At 51.0% G+C, this 16,734-nt stretch carries 14 protein-coding genes; 11 read left to right on the top strand and 3 right to left on the bottom strand.

Annotation, left to right across the window (positions count from 1 at the left end):
- Positions 1–30 precede the first annotated feature (30 nt).
- On the top strand, positions 31–1,179 hold the full coding sequence (locus OOF89_RS24470) for an ABC transporter ATP-binding protein (RefSeq protein ID WP_266083174.1): 1,149 nt from the start codon (positions 31–33) through the stop codon (positions 1,177–1,179).
- Positions 1,176–2,213 (top strand): Gfo/Idh/MocA family protein, encoded by a 1,038-nt coding sequence (locus OOF89_RS24465; protein WP_266083172.1) that lies wholly within the window; start codon positions 1,176–1,178, stop codon positions 2,211–2,213. Before OOF89_RS24470 ends, OOF89_RS24465 begins: the two co-directional genes overlap by 4 nt.
- A 494-nt stretch (positions 2,214–2,707) precedes the next feature.
- On the opposite strand, the gene OOF89_RS24460 is transcribed toward OOF89_RS24465, so the two are convergent.
- A complete protein-coding gene (locus tag OOF89_RS24460) occupies positions 2,708–3,475 on the bottom strand; it encodes an IclR family transcriptional regulator (RefSeq protein ID WP_266083170.1) in 768 nt (255 codons plus the stop codon).
- Positions 3,476–3,879: 404 nt separating this feature from the next.
- The gene (locus OOF89_RS24455; protein ID WP_266083168.1) at positions 3,880–4,647 is read right to left on the bottom strand and encodes an HpcH/HpaI aldolase family protein; all 768 of its coding nucleotides are present in this window, start codon (positions 4,645–4,647) and stop codon (positions 3,880–3,882) included.
- A gap of 258 nt (positions 4,648–4,905) precedes the next feature.
- On the opposite strand from OOF89_RS24455, the gene OOF89_RS24450 reads away from it, so the two are divergent.
- Both OOF89_RS24450 and OOF89_RS24445 read left to right on the top strand, forming a co-directional pair.
- Entirely contained in the window at positions 4,906–6,015 is a 1,110-nt protein-coding gene (locus tag OOF89_RS24450) for a Gfo/Idh/MocA family protein (RefSeq protein ID WP_328517213.1), read from the top strand.
- A gap of 2 nt (positions 6,016–6,017) precedes the next feature.
- Positions 6,018–7,247 carry a mandelate racemase/muconate lactonizing enzyme family protein gene (locus OOF89_RS24445; RefSeq protein ID WP_266083165.1) on the top strand — a complete coding sequence of 410 codons (1,230 nt, stop codon included), beginning with the start codon at positions 6,018–6,020 and terminating at the stop codon, positions 7,245–7,247.
- A 12-nt stretch (positions 7,248–7,259) separates the two neighbouring features.
- Here OOF89_RS24445 and OOF89_RS24440 read toward each other — a convergent pair whose 3' ends face one another.
- The gene (locus OOF89_RS24440; protein ID WP_266083163.1) at positions 7,260–8,078 is read right to left on the bottom strand and encodes a sugar phosphate isomerase/epimerase family protein; all 819 of its coding nucleotides are present in this window, start codon (positions 8,076–8,078) and stop codon (positions 7,260–7,262) included.
- 206 nt (positions 8,079–8,284) lie between these two features.
- Here OOF89_RS24440 and OOF89_RS24435 point away from each other — a divergent pair, with 206 nt between their 5' ends.
- From OOF89_RS24435 to OOF89_RS24405, 7 genes are all read left to right on the top strand, one after another.
- The gene (locus OOF89_RS24435) at positions 8,285–9,622 is read left to right on the top strand and encodes an extracellular solute-binding protein (RefSeq protein WP_266083161.1); all 1,338 of its coding nucleotides are present in this window, start codon (positions 8,285–8,287) and stop codon (positions 9,620–9,622) included.
- 18 nt (positions 9,623–9,640) lie between these two features.
- Complete coding sequence (locus OOF89_RS24430; protein ID WP_266083159.1) at positions 9,641–10,576, top strand: carbohydrate ABC transporter permease; 936 nt, start codon at positions 9,641–9,643, stop codon at positions 10,574–10,576.
- Complete coding sequence (locus tag OOF89_RS24425) at positions 10,573–11,475, top strand: carbohydrate ABC transporter permease (RefSeq protein ID WP_266083157.1); 903 nt, start codon at positions 10,573–10,575, stop codon at positions 11,473–11,475. Before OOF89_RS24430 ends, OOF89_RS24425 begins: the two co-directional genes overlap by 4 nt.
- A 64-nt stretch (positions 11,476–11,539) precedes the next feature.
- Complete coding sequence (locus OOF89_RS24420) at positions 11,540–12,715, top strand: ABC transporter ATP-binding protein (RefSeq protein WP_266083155.1); 1,176 nt, start codon at positions 11,540–11,542, stop codon at positions 12,713–12,715.
- A 69-nt stretch (positions 12,716–12,784) separates the two neighbouring features.
- Entirely contained in the window at positions 12,785–13,762 is a 978-nt protein-coding gene (locus tag OOF89_RS24415) for a TIGR03557 family F420-dependent LLM class oxidoreductase (protein ID WP_266083153.1), read from the top strand.
- 77 nt (positions 13,763–13,839) lie between these two features.
- Positions 13,840–15,582: a thiamine pyrophosphate-binding protein gene (locus tag OOF89_RS24410; RefSeq protein ID WP_266083151.1), complete on the top strand. Its 1,743-nt coding sequence runs from the start codon at positions 13,840–13,842 to the stop codon at positions 15,580–15,582.
- A gap of 5 nt (positions 15,583–15,587) precedes the next feature.
- Positions 15,588–16,421 carry an aldo/keto reductase gene (locus OOF89_RS24405; RefSeq protein WP_266083149.1) on the top strand — a complete coding sequence of 278 codons (834 nt, stop codon included), beginning with the start codon at positions 15,588–15,590 and terminating at the stop codon, positions 16,419–16,421.
- Positions 16,422–16,734: the final 313 nt, after the last annotated feature.

Here is a 16,734-nt window from a genome sequence, read left to right as displayed (position 1 = left end):
TTACGAAAAACAAACATTTGGACCAAAACAATGTCGACAATAGAAATCGATAACCTGACAAAGAAGTACCAAGATGCAAACAATAATGGGATCACTGCGGTAGACGACCTAAATATCAAACTTGCCGATGGAGAATTCCTCGTCTTAGTTGGCCCTTCAGGGTGTGGAAAATCAACTACCCTTCGTTGTATGGCGGGACTTGAACCCGTGACAGAAGGCCGAATCTACTTTGGGAGTGAAAACGTTACCGATCAAACTCCCGAAGAACGCAACATCGCAATGGTGTTTCAGAACTATGCACTGTATCCAAATATGACTGCAAGGCAGAATATTGGGTTTGGGTTAAAGATGACGACAAATATTTCAGTGGAGGAACGGACTAAGCGAGTCCAAGAAACCGCGGAAATGCTCGACATTGAAAATTTACTAGACGACAAGCCCAAAGAGCTTTCAGGTGGACAACAACAGCGAGTGGCGCTTGGGCGTGCAATCGTCCGGGCGCCAGAAGTGTTTTTGATGGACGAACCACTCTCGAATCTAGATGCCAAACTCCGAACGACGATGCGAACTGAAATTCAGCAGCTGCAATCGGAACTGGAAGTGACAACAGTGTATGTCACCCACGATCAAACGGAAGCGATGACAATGGGTGATCGCATCGCTGTTCTGGATGGTGGTCAGCTACAACAGGTCGGAACGCCACTTGAATGCTACTACGAGCCGAAGAACCTGTTCGTGGCAAACTTCATTGGTGAACCATCAATGAACTTGTTCCCACTTGAGGTTAGCGGGAACGAGTTGATCGGAAATGAGGTCAGTTACGCTCTTTCAGATCGCATTCGAGAAGCGGTTGCAGACCATCGCCATGTCACGCTTGGGATTCGCCCAGAGGATATCGAAATCGTAGAAGATGATGATCTCAATACGTTCGTCGGCACCATCAAAGTGGTTGAACCGATGGGTGATCAAAACTTCCTTCATCTCACTATTGGAGGACAAGATGTGATAGCAGCTGTTCCAGGAGAATATGAGGCCAAAGAAGGTGCGAGAGTATCACTCAGAATCCCAGAAGAAAGCATCCATGTATTTGCTACGGATAGTGGAAAAGCACTTCTCAACTGTGAGCGCCATAGTACACAACTTCCGACAATTACGAACGTAGAGGGTGAAACTGTATGAGCATCAAACTTGCTGCGATAGGGCTTGGGCAGCTCTGTATGTATGAGTTAGATACTTACAATGCGATGAACAATGTTGAAATCATCGCCGGTGCAGATATTTCCACTGAATGTCGTGACCGATTTGAGGAACGATTTGACGCGTCATCGTATGACTGCTACGAGACGATGCTCGAAGAGCATGCCTCGCAACTCGATGCAGTCAATATTGTCACCCCTCACACGCTTCATTACGAACAGGCGATGGCTTGCTTAGAGAACGATCTTCATGTCTTTCTTGAAAAACCTCTAGTGACGGATGTTGAAGACGCACACAATCTCGTCACTTCTGCTCAACGACGAGATAGAGTACTTGTTGTAGGCTATCAGCGCCATTATCATCCTGTCTATTCTAAGATTAAAGAAATAATAGATAACGAGGAACTTGGGAAAATTCATACAGTTTCCTGTTATATGGGACAAAACTGGATTCGAAAATTCCCGAATGCATGGCGAACTGACCCGGACCTTTCGGGAGGTGGCCAGTTATATGATTCCGGTTCCCATCTTCTCGATACTCTCCTTTGGACAACAGGAACCACACCCATTTCTGTGTCCGCGATGATGGACTACGATGATCAAAGCGTTGATGTAAATAGTTCATTATCACTCCAACTCAAACGCAACGGTCGACCAGTGACGGCTAGCGTTACCGTCACTGCGGATGGGGTGGAAGATCCAGATACCTATGAAGGACTCAATATTTGGGGTACGAAGGGGCGTCTGACATATGGACAAGATACTTTGACAATTACTTTACGTGGAAAGTCACCAGAGAAGATAATGGTTGAGGGCAAGACTGACTTCCAGACTCTGCTTACAAATAAATTGAAGGATTTCATCGAAGCAGTTCGTGGTGAGCACCCACCAACGGTGCCAGGATCATTTGGTCAAATCGTTGTAGCGCTGACTGAGGCTGCTTACGAGGCCCACGAGACAAAATCTGTTGTTGATGTACGTCCCTACCTTGATGCGGATCCTACACCTCAATCATAACTATCAGTATTTAAAAATTTTATTTTATCTTCAAAATATTTATTGGATGATGACTACACAGTGATAACTTCTTATCTACAAGTTGACCCCTACAAAAAACTCGTAGAACGTCGGAAGTGAGGGGTGCCGGACGTCCGGCTAACGCACTGTTCACCTGAGGAAGGTATGTTTTGGCGAACATCGCTGTTATGCAGAACTACCTTGAGAGCGCTTCAAAACGTCTCTCGTCGCTAACAGTGGCCAACAACCTAGGTTTAACACCGAATGGGTAGACCTCCTGAATTCATATCGAACGAGGTTCACCCGTAATTACAAAGCTAGCTTTGTAATGGCTTGTTGAAGAATCCAACTGGTTTACCTCACTTGTCCGCTTCTCCAGTTTCACTCGGCTTACAACTCGGTGGTCGATCTTGTTTGCAAGAAACGAACATCCTTGAGGACTCGGAATAGAATTTCTAGAACGAACGGGGTGACGTTCGTAGGAGACGAACGAGTTAGGAGAACTTACTATTGATCTCGATGACGTTGGCGGACCGTTGGACCATTTGGGGAAGTTCTTCTTCAAACCGTTCACCAGTCATCCGACCAGAGGGCGCTGAAATACTAACTGCGCCTAGTACATCATCACTAGATCCCAATACTGGCGCAGAGACACACTTCAATCCCCGAATTTTCTCTTCGTTGTCTATCGCGTATCCACGCTCCCGAATGGCTCCTAACTCTTCAAACAAATTCTCCCGATCTGTTATGGTTTTCTGCGTGTACGCATGCATCCCGTGCATGTCGAGAATTTCGTGAACTTGTTCGTCGGAGAACTGAGAGAGTATCGCTTTGCCGAGTGAGATGCAATGGAGATATTCGCGCCTCCCGACGGTCGATGCTGATTCGACTGCGTTCTCACCGCGAGCTTTGTAGAGGTAGACTGCCTTCCCGTGTTCTTCGGTTGCGAACTGTGCGAGTTCTCCACTCTCGACCGCAAGATCATCAAGTTCGTCCCTGATCACGCTGTAAATCCCGAGCCGGTCTTTGACTGTTTCACCAAGGTCGATATATCGCAGACTTAGACTGTACTCACCGCCTTTAGAGACGAGATACTCGTTCTGTTTGAGTGTCGTGAGATGGCTGTGTATCGTTCCTTTCGAATGACCGAGCTCGTTCGCGATCTCCGTAACTCCTGCCTGGTCCGTTTCCTGGAAATAATCGATGATGTCCAGTGCTGTTTGAACGGCTTGAACGGTTCGTGGCTCGGGTTTCTTTGACATAGCAACCACTTTGTGATAACTGTATAAATTCGTTCGGACATACCGAATCGATTACCATCGAATCATACATGGGTGGATCCTCTATCTAGAATTCTTCGGCATCTAATCAGTAGAGGTAGTAAGCTATAATGCCTGAATTTGGTCGCACTCTACCTTTTATCGTGAGAAAAATCACACCGACAGCCTCGTCTATAGTTCGTGAGATCCGAACGAGTAGAATCCATCGGTTGTTGATTCACAAAACGATATATTACAATACGAATCGTAACCATCCGCTCGTATATCTGGTTAGCAAGAGTGGCCACGGGAGATCTGACACAACCAATTTCGAAAAGACTCGTTCTTTCCCCTTTATACAACGAATTACAGTATGAACCCGTGTGAACTTCAACGGACGAATTAAATTAGCTTTCGAATTTACTCGCTGCTTGCGACTGTGTAGCCCTCTCTGAGAGGACAGAATCGTATTCCGCTCGTGCCGCGGAAATCGCATTCGTGAGTGAGGCGGTATCTTTTCCAACGATCAAAAAATCAAAACCCTGCTGAATTCGAAGGTCCACATGCTCGGCATTCACGGTGAGTGTTCCAATTGGAATGCCAGCCTCGTGAGCGGCGTTGACCACTCGTTCGAGAATTTCGTTGAATTCATCTGAGCCCCACTGACCGAACCGTCCGATCGCAGCGGAAAGGTCGGCAGGTCCGACGAAGAGTGCATCGACACCGTCGACGGTTGCGATCGATGGTGCATTTTCGACGGCCTGTTCGGTTTCTATCTGAACGATAGTGACATGATTGCCATTCGCGTTCTTCACATACTCTTCGAAGGATTCACCCTCGTCAGCGGCACGGCCAGATGCGATGCCGCGGATTCCGTCTGGCGGATACCGCATCGCAGTGACGAAGTCCCTTGCTTCTGCAACCGTATCGATCATCGGGACCATAATCCCATCGACACCGATATCTAGCACACGTTTTATCCGAACAGGGTCGTTCCAGGGGACACGAACGAGTGTATCGGTGGACGAGGAGGCTGACTCAATCGCCCGAGACATGTTTTCTACAGTCTCTAGTCCGATCGTTGTATGTTCGGTATCGATGAGGACGAAGTCTGTTTCGTCCGTCGCGGAAACCTCTGCGACTCGGGGGTGACCGATGGAGAGCCAAGTTCCCATCGGATATGTACGATTTTCGAGTTTAGATTTGAGGGCACTCATTGTGCTGTACGAAAGAGGACCGTACTTGGTGTGCTCGTGTTGATACTCGTGTTCCGCCGGTACCGTGACCTCTGGTTACCTGATTGTCTGCGACAGTGACTCATACGTTGACTCTATCATTCGTTGCTAGTGATAGAATATAAAAATACGGGTAATTAACAGATACATGGGATAAATTGCTGAAGTGAACCATCGAATACCAAGCATTAATAAGGAATGTTAACATCTAACGAAACGATGCAATTTGCAGTTATAGGCTGTGGAACGATCGCCCAGGTAATGCATCTCCCATACCTGGCAGAACTCCCCGAGGCATCGATTCACGCCCTCGTCGATCCCGCCGAAAATCGGGTCGAGGAACTGGGAGAGAGATACAACGTCCCACACCGCTACCAGACAGTCGATGAATTGCTTACGAGCGCCAGTGATCAGATAGACGCAGCTATCGTACTCACGCCGGCACATACGCACGCAGATGTAGTCGTAAAAACACTTAACGCAGACATACACACACTCGTCGAGAAGCCGCTTGCGGTGACTCTCGAGGATGCAAACCGGATGATTGAAACTGCGAATGCATCCGACGCAGTCTCGATGGTCGCATATATGAAACGGTTCGACCCTGCATACGAACAGGCTCACGAACACCTCAAAGCGTTCGATAACGTCGATGTTGTCACGTCGTACGATGTGGATCCAGATCACGGCCGGATTATTCGCGAGGTGTACAATATAGTCGATGCAGATCTCTCCAACGGATTCGTTGAGGAAAGTGCGACTGAGCGTCGAAACCAGATTGCACGGGCTATTGACACTGACGACGACGAGCTCATCAACGCGTATGATTTCCAGCTTGACCATGTCTGTCACGACATCAACGCGCTTCGAGGGCTGTTCGGGAAAGTCACAAATGTTTCACACGTCGATGTCTTCTCCGACGGGCGATACGCAACCGCACACCTCGAATACGAGAACGACGTTCGTTGTGTCCTCGAAACGGGTGATTCGGACCGGAAGTGGTTCGAACAGTTCATCCGCGTCGACGGTCCAGAGGAGATGTTGAAACTTGATTTCTCGAACCCATTCATCCGGAATACGCCCACAGATCTCCGTCTAAAACGTGGTGTGAAGGATCTAGAAGACACGGCGCATACTCCCTCATACGATGAACCATTCAAGCGAGAACTCGAACACTTCCTAGAGTGCGTACGGAGCGATAACTCCGTTCGAACACCCTTCGATGAGGCTCGTGACGACCTTCGAGTCATCATTGACCTCTTCAAAACGTACCAGCAAACCGAACTTGAATCTACACACGCACACTGATCATGTACGAAGACTTCGCCACTGAACTTGCCGTAACGATGTGGGCCGATTTCGACGAGACGCCCACTCGGACGACCGACTTACCAACGATCTCTACCCTCAATACCGTCGTCGTCGACGGGAACTTCCCGTGGACCATCGTGACTATCGAAGCCGAGGACGGGACCACCGGAATCGGTGAGTGCTATCCGTCTCCTGGTGTACACGAGGTGATTACTGACTATCTTATGCCGGTCCTCGAGGGTGAAAATCCGCTCGACGTCGAACGGTTGTACCACCTGATGCGAGAAAGCCTCTCAGGTCGTGGTTCGCAATGGGGAATCGGTACTATCGCCATTAGTGGTGTGGAGATTGCCCTTTGGGATCTTGCAGGCAAGATTCTCGAGCAACCGGTGTACCAACTCCTCGGTGGGAAGATGCGTGAGTCAGTGCAGGTTTACGCTGACTGCCACGCAGGAGAAGCAATGGTCTCCTCTGCACAGGAGGGCCAATCCGCTGAAACGTACGAACCAGCGGCATATGCCCGTGCCGCTCGTGCAACTGTCGACGACGGGTTCGATATCGTCAAATTCGATCTCGACGTTCCGTCAGGCCGCCGTATCAATAGGAAATCCCGACACTTCGACGGTCCAGAAATCGAACACAAACAACAAATCGTGGAAGCGGTAACCGACGAAATCGGCTACGACGCCGAAGTCGCCGTCGACCTGCACTGGAACTTCAGTCCGGAGACAGCAACCCGTCTCTGTCGAGCGATCGAAGGGTACGGTCTTGCCTGGGTCGAAGACCCACTCCCACCCGAAAATGCCGACGCGACGACCGCAGTCGCAGAGCAGGTCGACGTGCCGATATTGACGGGTGAAAACCTGTACGGTCGCCATGGGTTCAGAGAATTGATCTCCCAGCAGGGCGCGAGCTTCCTCGCTCCCGACGTTCCGAAAACTGGAGGTATCGCCGAAACGAAAAAGATCGCAGAGATGGCCGAGGCGTACTATCAGACGCTCGTTCCACACAACATCGGGAGTCCGGTCGCGACGATGGCAACGGTCCACGTCGGCGCGACGGTGCCAAACTTCCACGCTCTTGAGTACCATGCTCGAGAGATCGAATGGTGGGATGACCTCGCGGCTCAGGACGAACCACTCATCAAGGATGGTCACATCGAAGTGCCCGACAGTCCAGGGCTGGGCATCGAACTGGACTGGGACGTCGTCGAACAGTACGAAAAGTGAGTATCTCCCAGGTCAGTCGTTCGTGACGTCCTGCCAGTAATCGAGGTTCTTTTTTGCGTGGATGAGTGGATCAGTCGTCTGATTCTCTATCTCGATGGTGATGTGGCCGTCGAACCCAATATTGTCGAGGGTGTCAGCGACAGCACCGAAGTCCAGTCGGCCCTCACCAAGGTCGGTGAACGCCCTAAAGTAATTTATCACATTATCGAGGTGGAACTCTGCATTGGAGAGTGCCTCGATATGGGAATCAAAATCTGCCGGCGGTGCGACGTCTTTGAGATGTACGTATTCGATGTCGTCTGCAAAGCGTTCGATTCCGTCTGTAACGTCACCGGACGGATAGTGTCTGCCGTACGGGTAGTGGTGTGCGGTGTCCCAGACGAGTTTGAGGTTTGAAGGACTTCGCTTGAGCCACGCTGCAATCTCATCAGGTTGTTCAATGTGTGTCGCGCCGTGGTGATGCAAAAGCGGTGTCACACCTGCATCATAGGCGGCCTCACAGATTTGGGTTATCCATTCGTCAAGTATTTTGTCGTCGACGTGTCCCCGCTGTGGCGGAAGAATACCGATGAACTCTGCATCGAGCCTTGACGCAGTATATGCACCATCGACGACACGGTCACACGCCGCGTCTGATTCGAGCCACTCGCCCATGATAAGGTAGGGGTCGAGTTCATTTTTCCTGAGCACGTCGCGGACTGTTTTGTAGCCGACTGCACGAACTTTCTCGAGTCCAATCTCGATGCCGTCGTACTGACAGGCGCCAATATCCCCGATCCCATGCGACAGTGATTCTTCATCGTATAGGATTGTCGTATAACCAATTCCCATATATTACAGTAACAAATCTGGACAATTTATAGATTTGGGGGGGAGTGATTCGATAGTTTTATCCGATAAATGAAAGACATAAAATTTCGACATTACTGGATTGGTACGTAATGGCTACACAAATTTTATTACTATAGAATATGACAACCATATGCATGACCTCGAAAGACCCCTCTGGTCAGACAGGGGACCAGATAGCATCTTGTATGCAACCCCATACTAATCGTTTTTCTCGACGTACCTTCCTTAGTGCGACAGGAGCGTCTGGTCTCGCTGGACTCGCTGGGTGTACAGGGTTCCTTCCCGGTGGTTCGTCGAACTCGGATAGCAGTCCGAATAAGATATCCGTTGCAGCTGTCGAAGGATCAGGACGTCTCTTCAAACGTCTCGTCGACAAGTACGTCGGAGACGACACGGGCGTCCAAGTTGACGTCTCGTTGTTCCCATACGCGAACCTCTTCGAGAAGACTAGCAGTGTACTTACCACGCAGGGAGACTCATTCGACCTAGTCTTCATGGACGATCCCTGGTTTCCACAGCTGGCACAGCACCTCGAACCCGTACAGCAGTGGCTTCCGGAGGATATCCCGAAAGACAAGTATATCCAAACCACTCTGGACATCGCGACGTGGCCAGCACCAAAGGGCCCAGTCGTTCCGTCTGCGCAGGGCATGGAGCAGAAACTCCGTGGACTCGTGGTTGTAGGCAACACCCAATTATTTGCTTACAACGCGAAGTACTACAAACAGGTTGGAGAGAGTGAACCGAAGACGTGGGATGACGTCTACCGTGCAGGGAAGAAAATCTCCGAGCAAATCGACGGTGTAAATGGGTACACGATCCGTGGGAAGCGCGGAAATCCCATTAATGCGAACTTCTTCGGACTTGGTAACTCACGCGTAGGTGATATGTTTGACAAGAACTGGCGATATCAGTGGGATGGGTCGAAAGGCGTGGACACACTCGACTTCTACGTCAATAACCTAAAGTCCATCAGTCCAGAGGGTGTTTCGTCGTTCGATAGCGACCGAGTCCTTAGTGGTCTCAGCGACGGGAGTGCCGCACAGGCACCGGCTTGGCCTTCAGCGGCGTCCCTCTTACTTGACCCTAAAAAGGCAAAGGAAGCTAAGAACATCAAGTTCACACCGATTCCAAAGGGGATGCGACAGGCACCACAGCAGGGTAACTGGATCGCTGGCATCAATAAATATATTAGCGATGACAAAAAGAAGGCCGTCGGCAAGGTTATACGGTCGGCAGTGTCGAAGGAGGCCCAAGCCAAATACGTCGGCCTCGGCGGTGTCCCTTTCCGACACGATACATTCAAAAACAACATGGACGCTCAACCGTGGTTCGACGCACTATACACAAGCCTGCAGAAGGCTAAGTGGCGGCCTCGGACCCCGCTCTGGAATCGTATCGCCGTTACGCAAGGGAAAAATCTGAATAGTGCTCTGACTGGTGATGTGACCCCGAAAAAGGCGCTCACGAGCATCAATGACGATGTAGAGTCCATTCTCAAAGATGCAGGCTACTACGAATAAAAACAAGGAATACCCACAATGGCAGCCGATACCTCAGACCAATCCAAGATGCAAACCGACATCGAGGGAGTACTGCAGTCGAACGATAGCACTTCCGAGCGCGTGTTCCTCTGGGTCGATGAACAACTCAAGTGGTTGTTGACCCTTCCCGCAGTAGCCATCCTTTTTGCGCTCACGTTTTACCCTCTGCTGCGAGCGTTGCAGATGTCGACACAGCGGTTTCTCCCAACCGGAACGACGTTCGTTGGGGCAGAGAACTTCGTTAAACTGCTCTCCAACGAGACATTCCATACGTCGCTACTCGTGACAGGTAAATTCATCCTGTTGGCAGTCGGAATCGAGTTTCTGCTCGGGTTTGCTATAGCCCTACTTCTGAATAAGAAACTGAAATTCCGTGGACTTTGGCAGACGTTGATCCTCATTCCCATGATCCTCTCTCCGACAGTTATCGGCCTCATCTGGCGGTTACTATACACACCTGACGGGCTGCTCGACTTCGTTGCCGGTGGAAACGTCGGCTGGATCAGTGAACCGTCGGTAGCACTATACTCAGTTATTCTCACTGACATCTGGCAGTGGACACCGCTTGTTGTGCTTGTCCTCTTTGCGGGCCTCCAGTCGATTCCCACACACGTAAAAGAGGCGGCGATCATGGACGGTGCATCCCCTTTCCAACGATTCCGTGACATCACATTACCGTACTTGAGTTCGCTCATCGTCCTCGTACTGATAATCCGTATCGTCGATGCACTCCGCGTCTTTGCGAAGGTATATATTCTGACCCGTGGGGGCCCTGGCGACTCAACGAACGTCATTAGTATGGAGATGTACCGGACTGCATTCCGGTTTAGTAGCTTTGGGGAAGCGTCGGCGATGGCGATATCGCTGCTAGTCATTGTATTGGCCCTCGCGATGACATTCGTGAAGACAGCAAACATTGAGTTCTCATCATGAGCACCGAACGATCCAAACCATACCGAGAGAAGTCGCAGCTTGCACAGTTCAGAGAACAGTTAGTGGAAACAGGATTTGCAACGGTCCTCAAGTACGCTGCACTCGCGGTGTTCCTTGTATGGACGCTCTTCCCGGTGTACTGGCTCGTCACGGCGTCGCTGAAGACGCGCGAGTCACTTCTCGCGTTCCCACCACACTGGATCCCAACCCAGTTGGCTTTCGCCAACTACATTGACTTATTCGTCTCACGCCCAACATTCGTTCAATTTATCTTCAATAGTGTCATCATCACCTTGGTCACGACAGTTATCGCGACGCTAGTCGGTGCGTTCGCCTCTTACGGATTTGTCACTTTTGAATTCCCGTACAATTTGGATTTCCATTTACCGTTTTATATCCTCTCGACACGATTTATGCCACCTATCGTAACGATCATCCCATTGTTCATCATCTACCGGAATCTAGAACTCGTGAATTCGATTCACGCGCTCATCCTCACGTATGTGATGTTCAACATTCCGTTCGCCGTGTGGATGATGAAAGGGTTCTTCGAGGAGATTCCGGACAGTATCGTCGAGTCTGCGATGATCGACGGACACACCCATGCTGGTGCGTTCTTGAAGATCGTTCTCCCACTGGTGAAACCGGGGCTAATCGCCTCCGCAATCTTCACCATGATCATCACGTGGAACGAATTGTTGTTTGCTATTATCCTCACTCATGACGAACGTGCAATGACCATCCCGGTTGGTCTAGCGTCGTTCATCACCAAGTACTCCGTCCAGTGGGTGCACATGAGTGTTGCGGCGACAATCGCACTAGTTCCGGTGCTCGTCTTCTCTTTCGTCGCTCGGGATCAACTCATTCGAGGGTTCAGCATGGGTGCAGTCGAAAAATGAATCGCGCATTCCTTCCAATAGGCGAAACACTGATACCAATTAAACGTAAACATAACAATAGACAATGGTTAGTGTAACATACGAATCCGTCGAAAAGCGGTATGGACAGACTCTCGCTGTCGATAACGTCGATATCGACGTTGCAGATGGTGAGTTCGCAGTATTGCTTGGTCCATCCGGGTGTGGAAAAACAACCACTCTTCGCTGTCTGGCTGGGTTGACGAAACCGACTGCTGGCAGCATCTATCTTGGGGACTACGACGTCACGGACGTCCATCCGAAGAATCGGGACATTGCAATGGTGTTCCAGAACTTCGCGCTTTACCCTCACATGAACGTCCAGGAGAACATTGGATATCCGCTGAAGGTCGCTGGTAAAGACGAGAAAACTCGAAACGAACGCGCCAGAGAAGTCGCCGAGATGGTCGAAATTGAAGAACTTCTTGACCGCGATGTTGGCCAGCTGAGCGGAGGGCAACGACAGCGTGTCGCTCTCGCTCGAGCAATGATTCGACGTCCGTCCGTCTTCTTGATGGATGAACCGTTGGCCAGCCTTGACGCGAAGCTGAAGATCAGCATGCGAAGTCGAATCAAAGTGTTACAGCGTGAATTGGGTATCACAACGTTGTACGTCACGCACGACCAGGAGGAGGCGATGACGCTTGGTGACAAACTCATTATTATGGACGGTGGAGAAATCCAGCAGGTCGGAACCCCCGATGATGTCTACCATGAACCCAACAACCAATTCGTCGCTGGCTTCATCGGCTCGCCTTCGATGAACTTCATCGACGTCGAGTGGAGCGATAATCAGACTATTGTGCACTCCGGGGGAATAAGCGATTTCCAGGCCGAACTGGACCCAACAGTGGCTGCTCGATACAATGAGTATGATTCGTTCAAGTTAGGTATTCGACCACAGTACTTCACTGCCTACACGACGCCGACAGAGAACGCCATTCCCGGTCGCGTCCGAGTTACCGAACCACTCGGTGACGAACAACTCATCGACGTCGTCGTCGGGCCAGCGGACGGTGAGTCACTTGATATTACAGCGAAAATTCCAAACAACGTCACCGTCAGTCGGAACGACGACATCTGGCTGTCGATGCAGGATGCGTTAATTCACGGATTCGAAATCGAATCGGGCGACCGAATCGAAGAGGCCGATGACGCACGGTACAGGGTTGCAAATACCCCCTCCACAGATGGACGGCGTTCAGAGACAGTCCATGACTAGTAGTCCGGTCGGTATAAGGGCACATATCCTTATCTATTAACATAACTAAATCTATAGTAGAATAAGACAATGGTTGAAATTGACTTTATGGCACACCAAGAACAGTATAGCCCAAGACAACTACTGGATTTTGCAGAACTGGCTGCGGACGCTGGATTCAGTATGGTTTGGACGTCAGATCACTTCCACCCGTGGTTCCATACGGGCGCCGAGGCAGGTTTCGCGTGGTCATGGATGGGTGCTGCAGGAGAGCGGATTGACATTCCTATCGGCACATGTGTCACACCTGCAACCGGGCACTATCATCCAGGCGTCATCGCACAAGCGTTCGCAACCCTCCAAGAGATGAACGACAACAAGGTCGTCCTCGGTCTGAGTACGGGTGAAGCAATGAACGAGACTCCGTTGGGCTTTGACTGGCCAAAGTATCCTGAGCGGCGAGACAGACTCGAAGAGTCGCTCGAAATCGTACGCGGTCTCTGGGAGAATGAGAACTTTGTAGATTACGATGGTGATCGTTTTGAACTGGACGATGCGAAACTGTACACGAAACCCGAGACAGATCCCGAGATACATATCGCAGCGAACGGTCCCTCGACAGCGGCGCTGACCGCCGAGTACGGTGATGGTCTCATAACAGTCAAGAAGGGCTCGGAGTTCACTGATCGGATGTACCCTGCTGTGAGACGGTACACCGAGGAGGCTGGACGAGATCCAGACCAAATCGAGACAACCCTACTCGTAATCGCATCGTACGGCGAGACGTACGAGGACGCCGTAGAAAGCACTCGTCCATGGTGGGCAACAACCCAAAACGTCTTCGACCGCGCTCTCGCGAACCCGCTCACTATCGAAAAAGAAGGCAACAAGGCGACTCGAGAACAAATCGAGTCGAAGTTCCTGATCGCCGACAGTGCTGAAGCGATTGCGGAACAACTCGAAGAGTACGCAGAGATGGGATTCGACAGAATCGCGGTTGCAAATACGAGCCCCGACCCGGAAGCATTCTTCCAGGTGATGGGGGATGAAGTCGTGCCGTCTCTCTAAATTACGCATTTTCATTCCATAGTTCACATCGACAGACCGAATGTTTATGTGAACTGCTCACAATCTGCAAGTTAGGTATGCCCAAGCTGAATGGTGGCGAGATTATCGCCAAATATCTCGAGAAAGAAGGCGTAGAGTATCTCGTTGGAATCCCTGGCCATGGCAGTACGAACCTGCTCGATGCGTTCAATGACTCCGATGTAGGGGTAATACAACCACGGCACGAACAGGGGGCGACACACCTTGCAGACGGATATGCGCGAACGAGTGGAAAGCCACTTGCTGTCTTCACCTCGATTGGACCCGGTGCGACGAACACAGTGACGGGTGTGGCAACCGCTTACGTGGACTCTATCCCGATGGTCATCTTTACTGGTGCCCCACAGACACACGAGTACGGTCAGGGCATCCTTCAAGAAATTGACCGACAGAAACCGGGGGATTTCCCGAGTGTGATGGAACCGGTTACGAAGCAGAGTTTTGTCGTCGACAACGTCGAGCAACTCCCACGGGTTCTTAGACGTGCGTTCCAGATCGCCGTCACCGGTCGACCAGGCCCAGTTCACGTCGACGTCCCGATGGACGTTCAAGGAGCGGTCGCAGATGTCGAGATTCCCAACCCCGCGATTAGCCGAACACATAGTCGTCCCGGCGGTGACCCTGAGTCGGTTTCTGAAGCCGCAGAGCTCCTCGCAGAGGCAGACCGTCCAGTAATCGTCCCGGGAGGTGGGACGATGATTTCCGGTGCCTGGGACGAGGTGCAAAAGATCGCAGAGTATCTTCAAGCCCCGATCATTCCTACCTTCCAGGGGAAAGGCATCGTTCCTGAAGACCACGACCTTTTCGTTGGGTATGCGGGATGGATCGGAAGTACAGCTGGTAACGAACTCGCCAGCAATGCCGATGTCGTCCTCGCTATTGGGTGTCGATTCTCTGACCTTCACACCTCTTCGTTCGAATCGGGTGTGAGTTTCGAAATTCCACCGAGCAAACTAATCCACGTCGATATTGATCCAACCGAGATCGGCAAAAACTACCCTGTTGAGGTTGGTATCCAGGGCGATGCGGCGGTCGTTACGAATCAGGTGTGCGATGCTCTCCGTAACCGAATCGACCCTATCGAGAAGGAAGATAACGAATACTACAAAGAGATACAATCTCTGTGGGATGAGTGGCAACAACAGATTGAACAACGCTTGACGGATGACGTTCCGATGAGCATCTCCCGCGTTATTGCGAGTCTCAGGGACATCCTCGACCGAGACGGAATAGTCGTCTCGTCCGCAGGTCAGCCACAGGAGACGACAAACCCTCAGTTCCCGGTATATGAGCCACGGACGAACATCTCGTGTGGTGGCTTCTCGACGATGGGCTTCGGAGTATCAGCTGCGATCGGTGCAAAGCTAGCGGCGCCAGATCGCGACGTTGTCGACATCGAAGGCGATGGCTCGTTCTTGATGTGCAACCAGGAAATCGCTTGTGCGGTCGAACATGATGTCGACGTCACGTATCTCGTCCTTAACAATCATGGTTGGAAATCCATTCGAAATCTCCAAGTCAACAAGTACGGATGGGATCGTGTACTCGACACCGAATTCGATGAGGAGTCGGATGTTGACTATATGAAGTTCGCCGATGCGTTTAACGTCGGATTTGCAGAGCGCGTTATCAAACCAGAGAATTTAGACAGCGCCCTCTCAGATGCGATTGCGTATGATGGTCCTGCACTCGTCGAAGCCATCGTCGAACCAGACAATCCTGACTCGGGAGCGATAGTTACCGGTGAGTGGGATCTCGCCGAGCTCGAATCGGAGGAGTGATTAGGATGACTGTTTCGAGAACTGACCAGCACCTATTCGAGGACACCGTGTTCCAAATCGGATTGGGTACGTATAGTCTGACTGGAGGCAAAGGGACAGAAACTATTCAGTCGGCACTTGAATACGGGTATCGACATGTCGATACGGCACGCCTATACGAGAACGAACGAAATGTGGGTGATGCCCTCACTAGAGCAGATGTCGATCGAGAAGACGTCCTCGTGGCGACGAAGGTCGGTCACTTCGAAGAACCCGAGAAGACACCGACATACATCCAGGAAGCTGTCACAGCGAGTCTCGACCGACTTGGTGTCGATACCATCGACCTCCTGTATCATCACTGGCCACGTGACGAGTCAGAGGTCGAGACAGTGTTACCAGTCTTTGACAAACTCGTTGACGAGGGTCTAGTCGCAAACGTGGGGGTCAGTAACTATCCAATTCGGTACCTCGAGATGGTGTCAACGCTTATCGATGCGCCACTCGTTGCTAACCAGGTCGAGATGCACCCATTGCTCCAGCAGCAGGAACTCTACGCGTATCTTCAGGATCAAGATATGACTCTCGTCGCGTACTCTCCACTTGCACAAGGGGAGGTGTTCGATGTTCCAGACCTCGTGGAGATCGCGGAGAAGCACGAAACCACCGCCGCGGCTGTGAGTCTCGCATGGCTTGCACAGAAGGAGGGAGTTGTCCCAATCCCTCGGTCGAGTAAGGACGCTCACATTCAACAAAACCTCGACACACGCACGCTGTCGCTGGACGCAGAAGACATCGAGACCATCGAATCTCTGAATAAGAAGGAGCGACTCGAAGATCCGCCGTGGATGACCTGGTAATTAGACCGGTTCGTTGACTCCGCACTTTGGCGCTTTCCCTTAAGTACCCGCTTGATATCCCTTGCTCCCCTTCGTCGTTCTTCGTCTGCCTGTTTCGAATACCAGCTACGTGGGGATGAGAATCACGTCATCTATATCTATACCGAAAAGTGGACTTACACTGTTGACAGTGTCGAATCCGATTCCCCAGCGAGTAGTCGCAGTACAGATTTTGAGTCAGTCGATGACGTCGTGCACGTCACCTAGTTGTTCTTCGAACTCGAATTCCCTGTCGATGTCGACGGGGCGTAAGTCCACGTCTGTCCCTTGGAAT

It is taken from the genome of Haladaptatus caseinilyticus, assembly GCF_026248685.1.
GTDB lineage: Archaea > Halobacteriota > Halobacteria > Halobacteriales > Haladaptataceae > Haladaptatus > Haladaptatus caseinilyticus.
This window is presented reverse-complemented; position numbering and strand designations above follow the sequence as displayed.

Bases quoted from the DNA above. Each gene is read 5' to 3' on its own strand.
- OOF89_RS24425 (WP_266083157.1), top strand. From the start codon at position 10,573: ATGAGCACCGAACGATCCAAACCATACCGAGAGAAGTCGCAGCTTGCA.
- OOF89_RS24435 (WP_266083161.1), top strand. From the start codon at position 8,285: ATGCAACCCCATACTAATCGTTTTTCTCGACGTACCTTCCTTAGTGCG.
- OOF89_RS24465 (WP_266083172.1), top strand. From the start codon at position 1,176: ATGAGCATCAAACTTGCTGCGATAGGGCTTGGGCAGCTCTGTATGTAT.
- OOF89_RS24415 (WP_266083153.1), top strand. From the start codon at position 12,785: ATGGTTGAAATTGACTTTATGGCACACCAAGAACAGTATAGCCCAAGA.
- OOF89_RS24450 (WP_328517213.1), top strand. From the start codon at position 4,906: ATGTTAACATCTAACGAAACGATGCAATTTGCAGTTATAGGCTGTGGA.
- OOF89_RS24405 (WP_266083149.1), top strand. From the start codon at position 15,588: ATGACTGTTTCGAGAACTGACCAGCACCTATTCGAGGACACCGTGTTC.
- OOF89_RS24420 (WP_266083155.1), top strand. From the start codon at position 11,540: ATGGTTAGTGTAACATACGAATCCGTCGAAAAGCGGTATGGACAGACT.
- OOF89_RS24470 (WP_266083174.1), top strand. From the start codon at position 31: ATGTCGACAATAGAAATCGATAACCTGACAAAGAAGTACCAAGATGCA.
- OOF89_RS24430 (WP_266083159.1), top strand. From the start codon at position 9,641: ATGGCAGCCGATACCTCAGACCAATCCAAGATGCAAACCGACATCGAG.
- OOF89_RS24440 (WP_266083163.1), bottom strand. From the start codon at position 8,078: ATGGGAATTGGTTATACGACAATCCTATACGATGAAGAATCACTGTCG.
- OOF89_RS24455 (WP_266083168.1), bottom strand. From the start codon at position 4,647: ATGGGAACTTGGCTCTCCATCGGTCACCCCCGAGTCGCAGAGGTTTCC.
- OOF89_RS24410 (WP_266083151.1), top strand. From the start codon at position 13,840: ATGCCCAAGCTGAATGGTGGCGAGATTATCGCCAAATATCTCGAGAAA.
- OOF89_RS24445 (WP_266083165.1), top strand. From the start codon at position 6,018: ATGTACGAAGACTTCGCCACTGAACTTGCCGTAACGATGTGGGCCGAT.
- OOF89_RS24460 (WP_266083170.1), bottom strand. From the start codon at position 3,475: ATGTCAAAGAAACCCGAGCCACGAACCGTTCAAGCCGTTCAAACAGCA.